This is a genomic window from Pseudoduganella umbonata, assembly GCF_014192225.1.
In the GTDB taxonomy this organism is placed as follows: domain Bacteria; phylum Pseudomonadota; class Gammaproteobacteria; order Burkholderiales; family Burkholderiaceae_D; genus Rugamonas; species Rugamonas umbonata.
The window spans coordinates 76,056-95,869 of the sequence record NZ_JACHXS010000009.1 but is presented as its reverse complement, the minus strand read 5'-3'; the positions used below and the strand labels follow the sequence as shown (position 1 = coordinate 95,869).

The following is a 19,814-nucleotide window of genomic DNA, read 5'->3' as shown; positions in this document are numbered from 1 at the left end:
CCGTCGCGGCGGCGGTACTTGAAGGAGACGAGCATGACCGACATTAAGAATCCCGTGATCGACACGAACCTGGTGGCCGAGCACAACGCGCAGCAGCAGGCAGACCTGCAGGCCGACTACGAAGCACTGGGCGGCATGCTGGCGCGCCGCGGCGTCGACATCGAAAAGCTGACGGCACTGGCCGGCACCTTCGCCGTGGCCGTGCCGAGCTGGGGCGCCGGCACCGGCGGTACCCGCTTCGCCCGCTTCGCCGGCCGCGGCGAGCCGCGCAACGTGTTCGAGAAGATGGAAGACTGCGCGGTGATCAACCAGCTGACGCGCGCCACGCCGGCCGTGTCGCTGCACTTCCCGTGGGACCGCACCGACGACCCGGCAGCGCTGAAGGAAATCGCCGACGGCTACGGCCTGGGCTTCGACGCCGTGAACTCGAACACCTTCCAGGACCAGCAGGGCCAGGACCACACCTACAAGTACGGCAGCCTGTCGGCGCAATCCGGCGCGGCGCGCGCGCAAGCCGTGCAGCACAACATCGACTGCATCGAACTGGGCCAGAAGCTGGGCTCGAAGGCGCTGACCGTGTGGGTGGGCGACGGCGCCAACTTCCCCGGCCAGAACAACCTGCGCGGCTCGCTGGAACGCTACCTGGACAGCATGCGCGACATCTACGGCGCACTGCCGGCCGACTGGAACGTGTTCATCGAACACAAGCTGTTCGAACCGGCGTTCTACGCCACCGTGATCGCCGACTGGGGTACCAGCTTCGCGGCCGCCACGGAACTGGGTCCGAAGGCGAAATGCCTGGTCGACCTGGGCCACCACGCGCCGAACACGAACATCGAGATGATCGTGGCGCGCCTGGCGCAGTTCGGCAAGCTGGGCGGCTTCCACTTCAACGACAGCAAGTACGGCGACGACGACCTGGATTCCGGCTCGATCAACCCGTTCCAGCTGTTCCTGGTCTTCAACGAGCTGGCCGACGCGGCCGAACGCGCGAAGAGCGGCGCCACGGACTTCAACCCGGCCTACATGCTGGACCAGTCGCACAACGTGACCGATCCGATCGAAAGCCTGATGTCCTCCGCCGTGGAAGTGCAGCGCGCCTTCGTGCAGGCCGCGCTGGTGGACCGCAACGCACTGCGCGCGTTCCAGGAATCGAACGACGTGCTGAACGCCGCGCAAACGCTGAAGAAAGCCTACCGCACCGACGTGTCGGCGATCCTGGCGATGGCCCGCGTGCGCGCCGGCGGCGCCGCCGACCCGGTCGCCGCTTACCGCTCGTCGGGCTACCGCGACAGCGCCGCCGAGCGCCGCCCGGCCAAGGCCGGCGCCAGCAGCAGCGGCATCGTTTAAGCCTTGTTGTTCATGCCTGCCCGCTTCGCGGGCAGGCTTTTGCACGTCCGTAGTAGCAATCGTCTGTAGCAGCAAACCCCGAAGTCGCGGATAGCGTTCGCGCCTCGAATTACTGGTGTCAGACACTATTTCCGGATGTTTCACCCGGAAATAGTGTCTGACACCGGTTTTCTGGCGGGTAGTGGCAAGGCATGCACATACCGGTGTCCGACACCTTTTCCGGATAAAGCGCCCGGAAAAGATGTCCGACACCAGGCCCGCATGCTGCACCTATAAAAACACAGGAGGAGACCCATGACCCACTGGCTACGCGCGCTCGCAGCAATCCTGCTGTCGGCCGCGTTCATGATGTCAAACGCGACCCACGCCGCAGCGGCTTCGCCCGACTTCAGCGTCGCCAAATACGGCGCAAAGCCCGACGGCAAGACCATGAACACCAAGGCCATCCAGGCCGCCATCGATGCCGCGGCGAAGCAGGGCGGCACCGTTACCTTCCCCGCGGGGACCTATCTCACCGGTTCGATCTTCGTCAAGAGCGGCGTCACGCTGAAGGTCGGCAAAGGCGTCACGCTGCTGGGATCGCAGGACATCAAGGACTACCCGGTACTGCCCACCCGCATCGCCGGCATCGAGATGAAATGGCCGGCGGCCCTCGTCAACGTCTACCAGCAGGACAACGCCAGGATCGAAGGCGAGGGCACGATCGATGGCGACGGCAAGGTGTTCTGGGACAGCTACTGGACGCTGCGCAAGCAGTACGAGCCGCGCGGCCTGCGCTGGGCTTCCGACTACGATGCGCAGCGCCCGCGCCTGATACAGGTGTTCGACTCGAAGGACGTAAAACTGGGCGGCGGCCTGCTGCTCAAGCGCGCCGGCTTCTGGACCGTGCATATCTGCTACTCGGAAAGCGTGACGATCGACGGCGTCATCATCCGCAACAACCAGGATGGCCTGGGCCCGTCCACCGACGGCATCGACATCGATTCCTCGAAGAAGATCCTGGTGCAGAACGCCGACATCGACGTCAACGACGATGCGCTGTGCATGAAGGCGGGCCGCGATTCGGATGGCCTGCGCGTGGCGCGGCGCACCGAGGATGTCGTCGTGCGCGACTCGATCGTCCGGTCCGGTGCTGCCGGCTTCACCTTCGGCAGCGAAACCTCGGGCGGCTTCCGCAACATCGAGGCCTACAACATCACGGTGCTCGACAAGGTACCGGTCGGCATCCTGTTCAAGTCGGCCCACACGCGCGGCGGCTTCGGCGAGAACATCCGCCTGCACGACTTCACGATGAAGGGCACGCCGGTGGTATTGCGTATCACGATGAACTGGAACCCCAGCTACAGCTACGCGAAGATTCCGGATGACGTGAAGGACGTGCCGCCGTACTGGAAAGTGCTGGCCACGCAGGTGCCGAAAGAGCAGGGCATGGCCCAGCTGCGCGACGTGCAGATCTGGAACATCAAGGCCACCGGCGCGAAGACGGCGTTCGAAGTGGACAGCTACAAGGAAAAGCCGGCCACGCGCTTCACGCTGAAGAACCTGGACATCCAGGCGGAGCAGGGCGGCCACCTCTACGACATCGCCGACTGGACGTTCGAGAATGCCCGGCTCAAGCTGGGCAAGCCGGTCGAGATGGAAGACGGCAAGGCCGTGCGCGGCCTGGCCCAAGGCAGCTTCGTGGTGCAGCCGCGCCCGATCAAGGAAGATCCCTCCAAGAAGAGCTTTGAAGAACAGGACAAGTCATGAAACAACCGATGAAACAACGCTTCACTACGCTGGCCGTTGCCGTTCTGACCCTGTGCGCGAGCACCGCGCTGTATGCCCAGTCGCCGAAGACCGACTACCCGCAGCCGACCGCTGCGATGCAGGCAATCATCGACAAGGACATCCGCCGCAAGTTCGGCGATGCGCCGGAGGATGCCGGCCCGCTGGCCACGGACCTGTCGCCGGCCATCACGAAGAAGGATATCGACAAGGTGCTGCGCAAGGTGGCCGACTGGCAGCTGCGCCGCACGATGGAATACACCGACCAGATCTGGACGGCCAGCGTGACCTATGCCGGCTTCATGGATGCGTCGAAGGCGACCGGCGATCCGAAGTACCGCAACGCGATGCTGAAGCTGGCCAAGGGCTTCGACTGGTCGCTGCGCGCCGGCCAGTACCCAAACGCGGATGACATCAGCATCGGCCAGATGTACCTGGACCTGTACCTGGAGGAACCGAGCCCGGAGAAGATCGCCACGCTGAAGAAATACCTCGACGTGCTGATCGACCTGGACACGCTGAGGCCGAACGACCCGCGCCTGCCGTGGTGGTGGTGCGACGCGCTGTTCATGGCGCCGCCAGTGTGGCTGAAGATGGCGCAGGCCACCGGCGAGCAGCGCTATGCCGACTATGTGCACGAGCAGTGGAAGAAAACCTACGACCTGCTGTACGACAAGGAAGAGCACCTGTTCGCGCGCGATACCGCTTACGAGGACCCGAACAAGCGCGAGCCGAACGGCAAGAAGATCTTCTGGTCGCGCGGCGAGGGTTGGGTGATGGCCGGCCTGGCCAAGGTGCTCGACCTGACGCCGAAGGACGACCCGAACCGGCCGTTCTACGTGCAGCAGCTGCGCGAGATGTCGGCCAAGCTGGCGTCGATCCAGGATGAAAACGGCGAGTGGCACGCCGGCCTGCTGGACCCGCAGGCCTGGCCACTGGCCGAAACGTCCGGGGCGGCGATGTTCATCCACGGCATGGCCTACGGCGTGAACAACGGCTACCTGGACGAGAAGACCTACCGCCCCGTGATCGAAAAGGCCTGGACCGCGCTGGTGAAGAACCATATCTACGCGGACGGCCGCCTGGGCGGCATCCAGCAGACGGGCGCCGAGCCGGCGCACTACCGGCCGTCGTCGAGCTACAACTATGGCGTGGGCGGCTTCATGCAGGCTGCCGCCGAACTGAAGAAGATGGCGATCAAATGACGTACACGACTAAAGCATTCAGGATGCAGCTGAAGCCCGGCGTGGTGGAGGAGTACAAGCGCCGCCACGACGAGCTGTGGCCCGACCTCGCCGCGGCGCTCGACGGCGCCGGCATTTTCGATTACTCCATCTTCCTCGATGAAGACACGCTGTCGCTGTTCGCCGTGCTGAAGGTAAAGGATGGCGCGCCGATCGGCGAGCTGCCGCAGCAGCCGGTCATGAAGCGGTGGTGGGATTACATGGCGGAGCTGATGGAGGTGGAGCCCGGCAATCGTCCCAAGGAGTGGGCGCTGCCGCAGTTGTTCCACTTTGCGGGCCGATCCGCTTGACGTAGTACGCGGCGGAGAACCGGTGTCAGACACCATTTTGAGCTTTGCTCAAAATGGTGTCTGACACCGGTGTTCGGATGCCAACAGCTACCGGCCGAGGCAATCGGCACGCATGCAAACCGCCATGCTACTTGACGTCGTTGTAGGCGGTTGCGCGCGAGATGCCCAGATGCGCGGCCGCGATTTCCATCGCGCGCCGCACTTCCAGGAAGCCGGCGGCCTTCAGCTCGCGCATCAGCGCGCGCCGGTCGTCGGCCTTCAGCAGTTGCGGCGACGCCGCCAGGCCGGCCGCATACTGGTCGATGCGGCGGCGGATCGCCTCGGCGTTGGCCGGGTCCAGCGATTCCTGGAACGGCGCCGCGCCGGTGGCGGAAAACTGCTGCAGCGCGTTCTGCATCGAGCGGAACATCGACATGTCCACGTTCAGGCACAGTGCCGCCACGTAGCTGCCCTGCGCATCCTTGATGCCGATCGACGTGCTCTTGGCCGGGCGGCCATCGGCAAACCGGTTGGCGTAGTTGGCCACCACCTGCGGGTACGCGCTGTCGGCGATGCGCGCCAGCCCCAGCTCGGTGGCCGGATCGCCGGGCGCCCGGCCGGACAGGTTGTTGTGGATGGCGAGGATCGCGTGGTCCGGGTCGCGCAGGTCGTGCACGACGACTTCGCAGAACGGCGCAAAGGTTTGCGCCAGGCCGGCGGCGATCTGGTCGAGCTGGGCGATCAGCGTTTCCTGGTCGGGTGCGGGGGTGTGTTCGGGCATGGTGGCATTATGGCTGAAACCAACATGCTTGAGGGAGCACCCAATGGGCAAGAACCGGCTGGAAGCCTTCAGCGACGGCGTTATCGCCATCATCATCACGATCATGGTGCTGGAACTGAAAGTTCCCCACGATCCGGATTTCGGGGCGCTGTTGCCGCTCTGGCCCGTATTCATCAGCTATGTGCTCAGCTTCGTGTACGTGGGCATCTACTGGAACAACCACCATCACCTGCTCCACGCCGTGAAGGAAGTCAGCGGCGGCGTATTGTGGGCCAACCTGCACTTGCTGTTCTGGCTGTCGCTGATCCCTTTCGTTACCGGCTGGATGGGCGAGAACCACTTCGAGACGGCGCCGACGGCTGCCTACGGGTTCGTGCTCTGCATGTGCGCCGTCGCCTACGCGCTGCTGGCGCGGCGGTTGATCTCCAACCACCCGAAGAATGCCACGCTGGCCGAAGCCATCGGCGAAGACCGCAAGGGCAGGTATTCCATCATCCTGTACGGGGCAGGCGTGGCCCTGTCCTTCGTGACGGCGTGGTTCGGATTCCTGGCCTACGCGGCGGTAGCCGTGATGTGGCTGATTCCCGACCGGCGCATCGAGGAAAAAGTCGAGGAAGAGATCGAGGAAGAAGAAAAAGCTGCCGAGCGGGGGCCGGGCTGACCGAGGCATGCCCCCATCCGGATTCCGGCGAGTTACTTCGCCGCCGGCGCGGCCGGCGTCAGCAGCCCACGGGCGCGCAGCCATTCCTCGGCGCGGCGCGGCCATTGCGAGGCGTTGGCCAGGCCGTCGCGCATGCCCATGCCGTGCGCACCCTGTTCGAACAGGTACATCTCGGCCGGCACCTTGTTCTTCGTGAGGGCCTGGTAGAACAGGATGCTGTTCTCGACCGGCACCGCGGCATCGGCCTGCGTATGGATCAGCAGCGTGGGCGGCGTGCGCGGCGTAACCTGGCGGTCGACGGACATCAGCTGCACCAGTTCCTGCGAAGGATTGGCCCCCAGCAGCGCCTTGCGCGACCCCATGTGCGCGGCCGGGCCTTCCATCGCGATCACCGGATACATCAGCACGAGGAAGTCGGGGCGGGCGCTGACCTTGTCCAGGTCCGTGCCGGTGCGGCCGGCCGGGTTGTCGAACAGCGTGCCGGCGCTGGCCGCGAGGTGGCCGCCGGCCGAACTGCCCATCACGCCGATGCGGTTCGGGTCGATGCCGAATTCGGCCGCGCGCGAACGGAGCAGGCGCACGGCGCGCAGCACGTCCTGCAGCGGGGCCGGGTGGCCGAACTCCTGCATCCGGTAGTTCAGCACGAACGTCGTCACGCCGAGGGTGCTGAGCCAGGTGGCATACTGGGTGCCCTCGCGGTCGACCGCCTGGCGCACGTAGCCGCCGCCCGGCGCCACGATGATGGCGGTGCCGTTCGGGCGGTCGACGGCCGGGCCGACCAGCGTGAGCGTGGGGTTCGACGTGTTCTGGATATAGCCCTTGCCGTTCTGTTCAGGGCCGATGTCCTTCTTGCCGGGCACCCCTTCGGGCCACAGGGGAAGAACGTTCGGGGCGGCAGCGGCGGCGCAGGAAAAGGTCATGGCAAGCAGGATGGGCAGGACGAATTTTTTCATGAATGGGGAAGTGTAATGATCAAGAGGATATTGTGCACGGGACTGCTGGCTTTGTGTGCATCGGCCGGTGCGATGGCCGCCGCCACGTTCGCCGAACCGCCCACCAGCGCCCCCGGCGCGCAGCCCGTCATCAAGGCGCGCACCCAGAACCGCATCACGAAGGCGCAGCCGGCCGAGGGCCGCATCGGCTTCCAGCTGGAAGGCGCGGCGTACCAGCTGCGCAATGTGAGGCTCGAAAAGCTGTAAGAGCCGAAAATTCCATTCGGTTGGCGTCACTTGAGAAATCGATACCTGGTGTCGGACACCGGGTTCATGGTGTCGGACACCGGTTTTCTTGTAAGCGCATTGGCCATCGCAGGCAAAAACCGGTGTCCGACACCGCGGTGTCCGACACCAGCATCGCAAGCGCTATCTGCACAATCACAATCCGCTTATCGCAACGGTAGCAGCGACAGCGGAGTATCCATCACTGCTTCCGCTTCAGCCACTCCTTCGGCACCGGCACGACGACGATGTTCATCGCCTTGCCATCCGCCGACAGCATGGCCGACTGGATCTGGATCTTCGTGCCGTCGGCATTGAAGGTGGGGTGCGGATGGTCGGCCGCGGTGTCCTTGTGGCCCGTGGTGAGGAGCTTCATCTCGCGCGTCTTGCGGTCGATCAGCCACAGCGAGCGGGCAAAATCGTCGCCGACGGCGAAGCGGCCGTCGGGCGAGCCGTGCACGTGCCACAGGCCGCTGCCGGACGGCGTCTGCCCGGCGATCGTCATTTCGCGGGTGCGCAGGTTGACGATGGCCAGGCCGGTCGGCTTTTCGCGCGTACCGGCGTCGCCCCACGCGGCATCCTGGCCGGGATTGGCGCCGTAGACGCCGGTCGCCGGCGCAGCGACACCGCCGCCGCCATCCTTCACGGGCCGGTGGCCCATCAGCGCCATCGCCACTTCATCCTTCGTGATCACGGCCTCGTGCGTCACCCATTCGTACGGCGCTTCCGGGTACAGCGGGCGCAGGCCGGTACCGTCCGAGCGCACGGTCCACGTGCGCTGCGGCGACTTGCCGCCGGTCTCCCAGCAGAACACGATCTCGCCCGGGTTCCACAGGTTGGCCTGGATGTGGCCGATCTGGAAGCCGACCGACACCACGTGCCGGATTTCGCCGGTCTTCACATTCATCCGCGCAATGCCGTTCGGACCGGCGCCCATGTTGCGCGGCCCGAAGTTCTCTTCGATCTTCGCGCCTGCCGGCAGGTGCTTTGCCGCCGCGTTGCGGCCCACGCGGAAGTACACCCATTCCTCGTCGGCGTCGAGCGCCATGTCGCCGCCCGCTTCCAGGTCGGCCGGCGTGGTGCCGGCGATGCGCTGGTACGCGTCCGGCGCCTTCATGCTGCCGGCCGCGCTGTCGCGGAACACGGCCGCCAGGTCCACTTCCACGATTTGCAGCACGCCTTTCTCGGCCGCCTGGCGCATGAAGAACAGCTTCATCGATTTCTGCGCCAGGTTCAGCATGCCCGTGTAGCCGCCTTCCGTTACCTGCACCAGCGCGCCGGAAGCCTCGTTGACGGCCATCGCCTCGCCTTGCACGCGGTTCGAGCGGAACACCAGCCACTTGCCGTCCGACGTCCATTGCGGGTGCGTCGGGTAGATCTTCGAGTCGCCCTGCGGCGTGCTGGTGAGGAAGGTCAGCATCGTGCCGGTGACGGGGTCCTTGACGACCTTGCGTTCGGAAGGAAAGCGCTGGCCGATGCCGGCATGGGCGGCGGTGCTGAAGCAGAGCGCCACGCACACGGCGGCGCGCAGCAGGGTAGAGGTGTTCATCGAGTGTGCCCCGGGTCGAAAGGGCCGATTGTGCGCCCGGCCGGGCGTTTGCGCACCCCCGGTCCACTCATCTTGCTGAGCGTTTGAAAGCCTCCCGGACCTCCGCCAAAACCGCTGCCGTAGAATGAGTCCATGAAACGATACCTTCAATCCCTCCTGCTTTTCCTGTTCTGCCAATCGTTCGCCATGGCCCAGGCGCCCGCCGCCTCCCCGCTGCCGGCGGCTGTGAATACCGATCCGGCCAAGGCACAGGTGGTGCTGCCGGAACCGGCCAATCCGTCACTGCCGTCGCTGGTCCTGATCGGCGACTCCACGGTGCGCAACGGCCACGACGACGGGCAGGGCAAGGGCCCGGCCGGCCAGTGGGGCTGGGGCAACCCGATCGCGAACTACTTCGACCAGTCGAAGGTCAACGTCGTCAACCGCGCCGTCGGCGGGCTGTCCAGCCGCACCTACGTGACCAGCGGCCACTGGCAGCGTACCCTCGCGCTGGTCAAGAAGGGCGACGTGGTGCTGATGCAGTTCGGGCACAACGACGCCAGCGCCATCAACGACACCAGCCGCGCGCGCGGCACGATCCGCGGCACCGGCAACGAGACCGAGGAAATCGACAACCTGCTGACGAAGCAGCGCGAGACGGTGCACAGCTACGGCTGGTACCTGGCCGACTACATCGCGCAGATCCGCGCAAAGGGCGCGACACCGGTCGTGGTGTCGCTGATTCCGCGCAAGCGCTGGGGCGACGACGGCAAGGTGCGCCGCAATGCCGGCGATTACGCGGGCTGGGCGAGGGAGGTGGCGCGCCGCGAGAATGCCGGCTTCATCGACCTGAATGAGCTGGCCGCGCGCCGCTACGACGAGATCGGCCGCGACGAAGTCATGAAACTGTTCCCGCTGGTGACGCCGGACGAATCGGTCCACACCAACTGGGCCGGCGCCGACCTGAACGCGCGCATCGTCGTCGGCGGCATCAGGGCGCTGAATCTCCATCCGCTGGTCGCCGCACTGAACGAGCGCGGGAGAGCCATCCCGGCCAATCCCCCCATCCCCGCCAGCGAAGACGACCGCCCGGTCGTCGATTCAAAATCCGTGAAGGCCGAGCAGGCCGCGAACGCCGCGCTGCCCACGCTGCACCTGGTCGGCGATTCGACGGTGAAGAGCGGCGGTGCGAGCGGCCATATCGGCTGGGGCGAGCGTATCGCACCGTACTTCGACACGGCCAGGGTCAACGTCGTCAATCACGCGATCGGCGGGCGCAGCAGCCGCACCTTCTTGACGGAAGGGCGCTGGCAGAGGGTGCTGGACCAGCTGAAAGCCGGCGACGTGGTGCTGATCCAGTTCGGCCACAACGACGGCGGCAGGATCGGCGACCCGGCGATGAAAGGCCGCGCGTCCGGCCCCGGCACCGGCCCGGAGACAGTCGAAGACAAAAAGCCGGACGGCACGGTCGAACAGGTGCACACGTTCGGCTGGTACATGGCGCGCTACGTGCAGGATGCGAAGGCGAAGGGTGCTACGGTGGTGCTGCTGTCGCCGGTCCCGCACCGCGACGCGTGGCAGGACCGCCGCGATTTCGAGAACTTCGCCCGGTGGGACCGGGAAGTGGCGGAGCGCCACGGCGCACTGTTCGCCGACCTGACGATGGCGATCACCGAAGGCTACCGCCGTATCGGCGCGGGCGTCGTCGACACGTACTTCAGCGACGCGCGCACGCACACCAACGACGCCGGCGCCTCGTTCAACGCGCAGCGCGTCGTCGCCGCGGTGAAGGGGCTGCCGGGCGGGCTGGTGGACAAGTGGCTGTCGGCGCAGGGGCGGCAGGTGGAAGCATCGAGCTGTTGACAACGTGTGATGCGCCTGGTGTCTGACACTGTTCCGGGCAAGGCCCGGAACAGTGTCAGACACCGGTTTTCGCCGAACAAAGGCTCCAAGAAGGAAAACCGGTGTCAGACACCTTTATCCATGAAGCCGGATAAGGTGTCTGACACCAGCGGATCGAGAGGTGCGGGTTTCTACTTCGGCATGCCTTCGCCGATGTAGTACGACGGCCACGGCGGCTGGTTGTACGCCGTGTTCTGCCAGGCGATGGCGGCGCGGTATTGCGGGTCGTGCATCAGCGTGGTCAGCTTGTGCGTGGTCGGGATCGCCGTCGAGTAGATGCGCAGGCTGTTGTTGTCGGCGGCGCGCCAGATGACTTCCTCGCGCCAGTCGCCGAACAGATCCACCGACAGCGCGGGATTCGACTTGGTGCCGTTGTTGGAGGCGGCGCCTTGCGCGTCCAGCAGTACATCGGCGCGGCCGGCCTGCCAGTTCCATTTCGAGATCTTCGTGCCGTCCAGCAGTTCGCGCTGCAGGTCGCCATCCCACCACGCCATGAAGTTCATCTGGCCCGGGCGCGCCTGGGCGATCACGTTGCCCTTCGCATCGAACAGGTTCGGCGACGCCGCCGACCACGCCTCGGCGCCCGGGAAGCGGGGATCGATGTCGCCCGTCGCGCCGCGGCCCGTATCCTTCGCGGCGGCAGTGGACCACAGCACTTCGCCGGTGCGCGCATCGACCATCGCCGCGCCGCGGTTCCGCGCCATCGCCATGTTCTCGTGCACGCCCCATTTTTCCAGCCCCGGGCGGGCCGGATCGAGGTCGCCCACGTGCATCGCATCGCCGTGCCCCATGCCGGTCGTCCACAGCGGCTTGCCGTCGTCGTCCAGCGCCATCGCGCCGTAGACGATCTCGTGCCGGCCGTCGCCATCCACGTCGGCGACGCTGAACTGGTGGTTGCCCTGGCCCGAGTACCCTTTCGGCACGCCGGCCGCTTCGGAATCGAAGTACCAGCGCTGTTTCAGCTTGCCGCCAGCGAAGTCGACGGCGGCGATCGTGGTACGAGCGTAGTAGCCGCGCGCGAAGACGGCGCTCGGGCGCTTGCCGTCCAGCCAGGCGGTGCCGGCCAGGTAGCGGTCGGAGCGATTCGCGTAGGCATCGCCCCAGCGTGCCTTCAGCTCGTCGCCGCCCGGGTTGTCGCCGCCCTTGTCGACATCTCCCCGTTTCGATGGATACGGGATGGTGTCCAGCACGCGCCCCGTGGCGCCTTCGAACACGGACAGGTATTCCGGCCCCTTCAGGATGCGCCCCGCGAAGCTGGCCATCAGCTTGCCGTCCTCGGTGCGGCGCGAACCGGTGCGGTCGGTCTGCTCGATCTCGCCGCTGCCGCTGACCCAGTTTGCGCCGGCATCGCCGATCGTCTTGCCGGTGCCGTCGCGCGTGCCGTCCGCCGTCTTGACGATCAGCTCCGCCTTGCCGTCGCCATCGTAGTCGGCCACCTGGAACTGCGTGTAGTGGGCGCCCGCGCGGATGTTCGGGCCCAGGTTCACGCGCCACAGCAGCTTGCCGTCCAGCTTGTAGGCATCGAGCAGCACGTTGCCGGTGAAGCCCGCGCAGCAGTTGTCCTGCGATGCGCTCGGGTCCCATTTCAGCACGATCTCGTACTGCCCGTCGCCATCGAGGTCGGCCACCGACGCATCGTTGGCGTTGTACGTGTACTCCTTGCCATCAGCGGTCTTGCCGCCGTCCGGGCGCCGCAGCGGCACGGTAAGGAAGCCGTCGATGGCCAGCGCCTTGCTGGCGGCACCTTCCGTACCGTTCACTACTTCGCGCACTTCGTACGCGCCGGTGCCGCCGGCCGCGTCATTGAAACTGGTCGACGTGGCAAGCGGTTCCGCGTTCAGTTTTTTACCGTCGCGGTAGACATTGAACGCCAGGCCCGGCGCATCGGTCGCCAGCGCGCGCCAGCTCACCAGCGTGCCATCGCTGCCGCGCACGGCCACGGCGCCGCGGTCCAGTTTTTCCAGCTGCATGGCGGTCTTCGCCGGCACCATCGCGGTGGCGATCGTGGCCGCGCTGCCGGGCGCGGCGGAACTGCCGGAAGGCTGCGTGCCCGTCGTGCCACAGGCGGCCATCATCGCTGTCGCGACGGCGGCCGCGCACAGTGTCATCGTTGTCTTCACTATTGCTGTCTCCTGCTGTCATAAAAAACGGCCGCGGTCCCGGAAGGGGAGCGCGGCCGCGTCGCTGCCACATGGTTCGCTTAACGCTGGCCCTGGAACATGAAGCCGCTGTCGTTCAGGCCGAACTTGAACTTCTTGTTCATCTCGATGATCTCGGCGCCGGCCAGCAGCAGCGGGCCGTAGCCGTGCGCGGCGCGGGTGCTGGTCGGGCGGTAGTAATAGAACGCCGGATCGAACGCCATGCCGGTGCCCACGCAGATGCCTTCGATCTCGCCCTTCGCATTGACCTTCTGGGCCACCGCGTTCCAGGCCAGGTTGGCCATCGGGCCGTACATTTCCTTGTCCAGGTAGCCGCGGTTGACGGCGCGCGCGATCGCGTACGTGTAGATCGCCGTGGCGGACGTTTCAAGGTACGAGTCGTTACGGTCGATCAGCTGATGCCACAGGCCGTCCTTGTGCTGGAACTTGGCCAGGCCCTTCGCATGGGCGCGCAGCTGGTCCTCGACCGCCTTGTAGCCCTTGTGGTTCTTCGGCAGCACTTCCAGCACCTCGACCATCGCCATGATGGCCCAGCCGTTGGCGCGCGCCCAGTGCAGCTCCGGATGGTCGCGCAGGCCTTCCACGTAGCCGTGCATGTAGATGCCCAGCTGCGGGTTGAACATGCGCTTCGAGAACTGCAGCACCTGCTTGACGGCGTCGTCGTAGTACTTCGCGTTGCCGGTATCCTTGCCCAGCAGCGCGATGGTCGGCACGCCCATGAACATGTCGTCCAGCCACAGCGTGTTGGTCAGCGGACGCTGCTTGTTGCCGCCCTTGCCATCCGGACCGCCGCGCGCCAGCGTGCCGTCCGGCAGGCGGTATTCCTTCTCGGTGACGAACTTGCCGCAGATGTCGACCATCTGGCCATAGTTCACTTTCGAGCCCATCTGCTTCGCCTTCAGGAAGCTCATGCACAGCGCGCCCGCGTCGTCCAGCGCGTGCGGGTTCAGGAAGCTCTTGATCGGCGCCTGCGCATTGACCGGATCGGCCTTCACCGACGGCAGGTACAGGCGCGTGAGGTCGGCCAGCAGCTGGTGGCGCTTCGTCGTGTATTCGGTATAGCGCTTGTCGCCCGTGGCGGCGCCGGCGGCCAGCATGCCGGCGTACGTCACGCCCCATTCATAGCTGGTCAGGCGGAAGTCGCCCGGCTTCAGCACGGCTTCCGGATTGGCCTTGTCCAGCTTTGCGATCGGCGCTTGGGAGGTTTTGTCGATCAGTTCAGCCGGCGTGGTGGCGTCCAGGTACGTGAACACGCGGTCCATCACCGCCTTCACTTCGGCCGCTTCCATCGCGCGGTACGGGTTCGGGTATTTCACGACGAGCGCGTGCAGCATCGCATCCGCGGCGGCCGGGCCCTTCTCTTGCGCGACAGGGGCTTCCTGCGCCATCAGCTGCAGGGAGGTGCAGGCGAGCAGCGTGCCGATCAGCAGCCGGCCAGCCTTCAGTTTGAACGGGGTCTTCTTCACTTGAACTATCGTCTCCGGGGTTAATGGTGGCTGCGCTTGCAGCTCGTGCGTTCGATGCGCGCGCTCGATCCGGAGTGACAGTAGCCGATATGAAGGGGCGGTGCAATGCGGTGAGCGCTTTGCAGGCCTTTTGCTCGCATTGTTGATTGGAGAGGGTGGGACTGTACGCGTGCAAAAACCGGGGTCAGTCCCCTGTCAGCGAAGGTGGATGCCTCGGATGCTGACACTTACCGGGGACAGGAAGGAGTGCTCCCTTGTAAGGGAGCACCGCTTCGCATGCGCGGAGTGTACTCCGCGAAACCCCTGCTTCGCCCCCTGTACGCGAACGCTATTTGCGACATCAATGGAAAACCGGTGTCAGACACCTTTTCCCGCGGGCGGGAAAAGGTGTCTGACACCAGGTGTGCCGCGTGCGGCTGTGGTGCTTACATGCCGGGGCCGAAGCCGCCGCCGGGATTGAAGCCGCCGGGACCCGGGCCGCGCGGGCCGTCGCCCTGCGGGCCGCGGAACATGCCGGGGTTGTTGCGCAGGCCCGGGTCGCCCGAGACGCCGCCGAAGCTGTAGCTCAGGGCCACGGTGAAGGTGCGGCCCTGCTGCTCGCTGTAGCTGACCTGGCGCACCGTGTCCGAGACCTGCGTGAGGCGGTTGACGTTGCTGTCGAAGACGTCGCGGACGCTGGTGCGCAGCGTCCATTGCGGTGCGAAGCGCCAGCTCCACGACAGGTGCGCCTGCCAGTTCGAATCCGTCTCGTACAGCCCGTTCAGCGCCCGGCCGGTGTAGTTGCCGTTCACCTGCAGCTGGTGGTTCGGAATGCCGGAATACTGCGCGCGCAGCTGCAGCGTCGGGGTGTTCCGGGCGCGCTCCGTCTCCACCGAATACCGCGCGCCGTCGGCGTTGGTCAGCGTCGCGAGGTAGGACTGCTGCACGCGCCGGAAGCCGACCGTGCCACTCAGGTTGACTTCGCGCGTCGGGCGGCCCTGCAGGTTGATGCTGATGCCGTCGTTGGTGCGCGCGCCGAAGTTGACGGCTTCGCTGACTACCGCCGTGCTGCCCGGCACCGGCGTCAGGAAGCGGCCCAGCAGCGGGCTGTCCTTCTCGCGGTACACCGACAGGTTGGCGTTCAGCCACGTGAGCCACGTGTCGGTGTATTTCAGCTCGTACTTGTCGTTGCGGGTCGGCGCCAGGCGCGGATCGCCCTGCGTGTAGTTCTGGTCGTCGACATACTGCAGGTTCGGATTGATGTCGCTGAGCTGCGGCCGGCTGATGCGGCGCGAGTAGCCGCCCGTGATCGCCGCGCCGCGCTCGCCCCAGCCGTACTGCACGTGCAGGCTTGGCAGCAGCTTCCTGGTGGCGTCGCTGGCCGAGTTGTCCTGGTTGATGTAGTCGATGTGGCGTTCCACGCGCTCGTAGCGCAGGCCGGGCAGGACAGCCCAGTGTTCGTCGATCCGCAGGTTCGGCGACACGTACACGGCGTAGGTGCGCTCGGTGTTGCGGAATGCGCTGGCGCGGTCGTCGTCGATCACTTCCTCGCCGGTCAGCGGATCGATGTTGAAGTAGTCGGCATCCGACTGGCCGGTGCTGCGGCCCACTTTCACGCCGCCCTTGAAGTTGAACATCGGCGTGACGCGCTTCTGGTAGTCGATGCTGAACTCGGTCAGGCGGTTGGTGGTCTCGTTGCCGTTGGTGCTTTCAGGACGGGCACCCGTGGGCGGCGCGATCACGTAGCTGTTGCGGTTGCGGCTGTCGGTGTCGGCCAGGTTGCCGGAACTGCGCAGGTCGAAGTTCAGCTTCTCGGTGGCGCTGAACTTGCGTTCGTAGCCCAGCGCGAGCTGGTAGAAGGTGCGTTCGCTGTCGCGGTCGATGACGCGGCTGTATTCCTCGTAAGGCGTGGCACCGCCGTGGTAGGTGCGGTAATACTCGTTGGAGCCGGTTTCGTTTTCCGAGTGGTTGAAGTTCAGCGTGGCGCTGGCGCGGTCCGTCGTGCCGATGTTGTAGCTGATGGTGGGATTGAGCATGACGATCCGCGACGGCGAGCGGCTGTCGTTCTCGCGCCGTGTCGTCCACACCGCGTTGCCCACGTCGGTCTCGGTCTCCGACCAGCCGGTGCGCTCGTTCACGTTGCGCATCACGCCCGCCTGGCCTTCCAGCTGCAGGCGGCCGTCGTTGTAGCTGCCGGAAAGGGACGTGCCACCGCGCCCCTCCTGGCCCACGTTCACGGAAACCTGCCCCTGCGAACCCTGCGGGCGCACGCGCCGCGTGACCAGGTTCAGGATCGGGCCGCTGCCGCCTTCGGAGCCGAATTCGGCGCCCGGCGTGGTGATCACCTCGACGGACTCCAGCGCCTCGGCCGGATAGCTGTTCAGCGCATCGCCGGCGTTCGCGCCGGAGAACATGGCCGAGCGCTTGCCGTTGACGAAGATCTGCGCATTCTGGTTGCCGCGAATCGCCACCTTGCCGTCCTGGTCGACGGTGACGTTCGGCACGTTGGCGATCACGTCCGCCGCCGACGCGTTCGGCGTCACGACTTCCGCCTTCACGTCATAGGTCGAGCGGTCGATCTGCTCGGCGGGGCGTTCGGCCACCACCGTCACGGTCTGCATCTGGCCGCCGCCTGCCGCTTGCGCTTCCTGTTCCGGCTTTTTCAGTTCGTCGGCGGGCCTGGCGCTGACGGTGGGCGTAACAGAGGCTGGCGCGGTGGCGGGCTTCGATGCGGCAGGCACGGCGACTGGCGTGCTGGCCGGCGGCGTGGTCGAAGGCGTGGCCGGCGCGGACTGCGCGTGCGCCAGGCCCAGTTGCCCGACCAGGGCACCGAGCAGCAGGGCGGGCAAAGGACGCAGGACGAGTTTCGATGGGTTCATTACGTGACGGCGGTTGTTGGTATAGTGGGCCGGATTGTACCCGCCGCCCTCGTTGCCATTATTTCCACCGCAAGTCGTTAAGTAACATAGTGTGAATCGATACGCACTCGGTTACTCGTTCGGATTCATTCGGCTGCGCGCAGCTTCGCCAGCACAAGGAGATACGAAGGGCAGGCTCCCGCCTAATCGGCTGCGCGCAGCTTCGCCAGCACAGCCTGCGGCACCTGGATAACGGTGCCGTGGCGCATGCGCACCGGCGTGCCTTCGTCCGGGAAGTGCATCTTGTCCGTCACGTTTTCCCACGTCTTCAGGTCGCGCGAGCGCAGCGCGCCGTAGTGCTTCGTGGTGTAGGCATCGAAGTACATCAGCACTTCCGCGCCGGCCTGGATCGCCGTCGGCCCCTCGACCCACAGGCCCTGCGGCGTGATCGGTGGCGACAGCGGCTTGAACGGCCCGCGCACGTCCGGCGCTTCGGCCACCTGCAGGTACTTGCGCGGCGGCTTCACGGTTTCATCCTTCACGATCAGGTAGTTCGTGCCGTTCGCGCGCAGGAACGTGGCGTCGATGACGGAGAAGCCCGGATCGTAGAACAGCTGCGTGGGCGCGAACGCCGTGAAATCCTTCGTCGTCGTGTAGTACATCCGGTGGTTGTATTTCTGCTCGGAAGAACCGGCCGTCTCCGTGAACTTGCCCGGCACGGTGGAGGCCCAGAAGATCAGGAATTCGCCGCGCTTGTCGTCGTACACGATTTCCGGCGCCCACGCGTTCAGCACGCCCGGCTCATGCGCCATCACCGGCAGTTCCTTCTGTTCGGACCAGGTGACCAGGTCCTTCGACGAGGCGTAGCCGATATTGTTCTCGTTCCAGCCCGACGTCCACACCATGTGGTACGTACCGTCCGGCCCGCGCACGATGCACGGGTCGCGCATCAGTTTCGACTTGCCCACCTTCGGCGCCAGGAAGCTCTTGCCGCCGGCGACCTTGTCCCACTTGTAGGCGTCGGTGCTAGCGGCGAAGTGCAAGCCGTCCTCGCCGTTCTTCGTGAAGTAGGCGAACAGGTAGGCGTCGGCCGCGAAGGCGGGCAGGGCGCAGGAGAATACGGCGGTGGCGAGAAGTTTTCGGATCATCGGTTGGCCTCGTCGCCCAGCGGACGCTCATTGGTGTAGCGGGGGCTCGCCGGCACGGCGAATTTGTCGAACGGGTCGGGGCGGGCCGGATCGAACGCGAAGCCGTCGACGACCTGGGAAGCCACCGGCAGCTTCGCGTCGCGGATGCCGCTGACGACGGCCTTAGCCAGCAGGTAGGCGCCATAGTTGCTGTGGTGCGTGTTGTCGAGCTTGTCGGGCGCCGGCAGTGCGAAGGCCGGCTTCGAGCCTTCCACGCCAAGGGCGCCGTACAGCACCTTGCTGGCGGCATTCAGGTCGATGTACGGCACGCCCAGTTCCTGGGCGGACTGGCTGGCCGCGGCGGCGTAATCGGCAAGCGTCGACTCCGGCTTACCGGCGGCATCGAAACGGCGGCGCTCCATCGACGACACCACGACCGGCAGCCCTCCCGCCTCGCGCACCATGTCCACGTGCTGGCGCAGTTCCGCCTTATAGGTGGTGAACGGGCCGCCGTTGCCGGCCTTGATCTGCTTCTGGTCGTTGTGGCCGAACTGCAGCAGCACCACGTCGCCGGGGCGCAGCTGCGAGACGATCTTGTCGATGCGGCGGCGCGCCAGCGAATCGCGGAAGGTCTCGCCCGATTGCGCATGGTTGGCGACGGCGACACCCGGCTTGAAGAAGCGCGTCAGCATCTGGCCCCAGCTGGCATACGGCTCGCCCGGCTGGTCGCTGACGGTGGAGTCGCCCAGCAGGAAGATGGTGGGAAGCTGCACCGGCTTGATCTCGACCTTGTCGACGCCGCCGTGGATCTCGAGCGTGAGGCGCCTGTCCCAGTTCCACGCTTCCTGCACCGTTTCGCGCGGCGCCTTCAGGTTCACGACACCTGCCTTCATGCCGTTCGCGGCGGCGATCGCCGGGGTGCGCGTGTTGACGACGAACGTGCGCGTGATCGTCTGCCCCGCCGGAACGACGACATTCTCCAGCATCAGCCGGCGCACTTCCGACTTGATCGTGTGCGTGCCCGGGCCCAGCGTGACGGTGACGGCCACGTTCCCTTCGGGGACGTCGGCCGAGAAGAACGTGGCGGCCGCGGTGGCGGTGGCGGTGCTTGTATCAGCTCCGTTGTTCGCGCCGTTGTTCCCGCCGTTGTCCACTTCATAGCCGAAGCCGCGGGTGCTGTCGTAGGCCGTGCCGGCCTGCACGGCGGTATGGCCCGCTGCGGCCTTGCCGGTGAAATCGAAGCGCCAGCCGTCGGCGGGCATGGCGGCGAAGGAGGCGGGGGCGGCCAGGGCGAGCAGCAGGCCGGCGAGCGGTTTGATGTTCATGTCGGGTGTGGGAGTGGTTGCCTGCGCGGTATTTTATGGGGCTGGCGGAGAGGGGCTGCGGTGGCTGCGGAAAGAATCAGCACAGTGAGCGGGGGGGAGGTTTGGGATACCAGGCGACTTAAGAAGCAAACCGGTGTCAGACACCTTTTCTGGAAGATTCACCCAGAAAAGGTGTCTGACA

Annotated in this window: 15 protein-coding genes; 7 read left to right on the top strand and 8 right to left on the bottom strand. The window is 66.0% G+C overall.

The features are described 5' to 3' along the window. Nucleotides 1–33 precede the first annotated feature (33 nt). The 4 genes from rhaI (at nt 34) to FHS02_RS21560 (ending at nt 4,651) form a co-directional block, all read left to right on the top strand. A complete protein-coding gene (gene rhaI, locus FHS02_RS21575) occupies nt 34–1,350 on the top strand; it encodes an L-rhamnose catabolism isomerase (RefSeq protein ID WP_137316384.1) in 1,317 nt (438 codons plus the stop codon). 294 nt (nt 1,351–1,644) lie between these two features. Then, a complete protein-coding gene (locus tag FHS02_RS21570; protein WP_137316385.1) occupies nt 1,645–3,099 on the top strand; it encodes a glycoside hydrolase family 28 protein in 1,455 nt (484 codons plus the stop codon). Further along, nucleotides 3,096–4,322 carry a glycoside hydrolase family 88/105 protein gene (locus FHS02_RS21565; protein WP_229422371.1) on the top strand — a complete coding sequence of 409 codons (1,227 nt, stop codon included), beginning with the start codon at nt 3,096–3,098 and terminating at the stop codon, nt 4,320–4,322. Before FHS02_RS21570 ends, FHS02_RS21565 begins: the two co-directional genes overlap by 4 nt. Next, the gene (locus tag FHS02_RS21560) at nt 4,319–4,651 is read left to right on the top strand and encodes an L-rhamnose mutarotase (RefSeq protein ID WP_137316386.1); all 333 of its coding nucleotides are present in this window, start codon (nt 4,319–4,321) and stop codon (nt 4,649–4,651) included. The genes FHS02_RS21565 and FHS02_RS21560 overlap by 4 nt, the downstream gene beginning before the upstream one ends. 127 nt (nt 4,652–4,778) lie before the next feature. On the opposite strand, the gene FHS02_RS21555 is transcribed toward FHS02_RS21560, so the two are convergent. Next, nucleotides 4,779–5,411, bottom strand: a complete 633-nt coding sequence (locus FHS02_RS21555) for a helix-turn-helix transcriptional regulator (protein WP_137316387.1) — start codon at nt 5,409–5,411, stop codon at nt 4,779–4,781. 43 nt (nt 5,412–5,454) lie between these two features. On the opposite strand from FHS02_RS21555, the gene FHS02_RS21550 reads away from it, so the two are divergent. Continuing rightward, a complete protein-coding gene (locus FHS02_RS21550; RefSeq protein WP_137316388.1) occupies nt 5,455–6,072 on the top strand; it encodes a TMEM175 family protein in 618 nt (205 codons plus the stop codon). A 32-nt stretch (nt 6,073–6,104) separates the two neighbouring features. Here the strand turns inward: FHS02_RS21550 and FHS02_RS21545 are convergent, their stop codons facing one another. Further along, nucleotides 6,105–7,025, bottom strand: a complete 921-nt coding sequence (locus FHS02_RS21545; protein ID WP_137316389.1) for an alpha/beta hydrolase — start codon at nt 7,023–7,025, stop codon at nt 6,105–6,107. A gap of 15 nt (nt 7,026–7,040) precedes the next feature. Between FHS02_RS21545 and FHS02_RS21540 the strand changes: the two genes are divergently transcribed. Continuing rightward, the gene (locus tag FHS02_RS21540) at nt 7,041–7,271 is read left to right on the top strand and encodes a hypothetical protein (RefSeq protein WP_137316390.1); all 231 of its coding nucleotides are present in this window, start codon (nt 7,041–7,043) and stop codon (nt 7,269–7,271) included. A gap of 220 nt (nt 7,272–7,491) precedes the next feature. Here the strand turns inward: FHS02_RS21540 and FHS02_RS21535 are convergent, their stop codons facing one another. Further along, on the bottom strand, nt 7,492–8,838 hold the full coding sequence (locus FHS02_RS21535) for a TolB-like translocation protein (protein WP_137316391.1): 1,347 nt from the start codon (nt 8,836–8,838) through the stop codon (nt 7,492–7,494). A 132-nt stretch (nt 8,839–8,970) separates the two neighbouring features. On the opposite strand from FHS02_RS21535, the gene FHS02_RS21530 reads away from it, so the two are divergent. Beyond that, complete coding sequence (locus FHS02_RS21530) at nt 8,971–10,680, top strand: rhamnogalacturonan acetylesterase (protein ID WP_137316392.1); 1,710 nt, start codon at nt 8,971–8,973, stop codon at nt 10,678–10,680. 170 nt (nt 10,681–10,850) lie between these two features. Here the strand turns inward: FHS02_RS21530 and FHS02_RS21525 are convergent, their stop codons facing one another. From FHS02_RS21525 to FHS02_RS21505, 5 genes are all read right to left on the bottom strand, one after another. Further along, the gene (locus FHS02_RS21525) at nt 10,851–12,839 is read right to left on the bottom strand and encodes a rhamnogalacturonan lyase (RefSeq protein ID WP_307722173.1); all 1,989 of its coding nucleotides are present in this window, start codon (nt 12,837–12,839) and stop codon (nt 10,851–10,853) included. 80 nt (nt 12,840–12,919) lie between these two features. Continuing rightward, nucleotides 12,920–14,344 (bottom strand): glycoside hydrolase family 88/105 protein, encoded by a 1,425-nt coding sequence (locus FHS02_RS21520; protein WP_229422372.1) that lies wholly within the window; start codon nt 14,342–14,344, stop codon nt 12,920–12,922. Nucleotides 14,345–14,769: 425 nt separating this feature from the next. After that, nucleotides 14,770–17,202, bottom strand: coding sequence for a TonB-dependent receptor domain-containing protein (locus FHS02_RS21515; RefSeq protein WP_137316393.1), 2,433 nt, complete (start codon nt 17,200–17,202; stop codon nt 14,770–14,772). Between the two features lie 182 nt (nt 17,203–17,384). Continuing rightward, nucleotides 17,385–18,329 carry a glycoside hydrolase family 43 protein gene (locus FHS02_RS21510; protein ID WP_137316394.1) on the bottom strand — a complete coding sequence of 315 codons (945 nt, stop codon included), beginning with the start codon at nt 18,327–18,329 and terminating at the stop codon, nt 17,385–17,387. Beyond that, the gene (locus FHS02_RS21505) at nt 18,326–19,633 is read right to left on the bottom strand and encodes a rhamnogalacturonan acetylesterase (RefSeq protein WP_137316395.1); all 1,308 of its coding nucleotides are present in this window, start codon (nt 19,631–19,633) and stop codon (nt 18,326–18,328) included. The genes FHS02_RS21510 and FHS02_RS21505 overlap by 4 nt, the downstream gene beginning before the upstream one ends. Nucleotides 19,634–19,814: the final 181 nt, after the last annotated feature.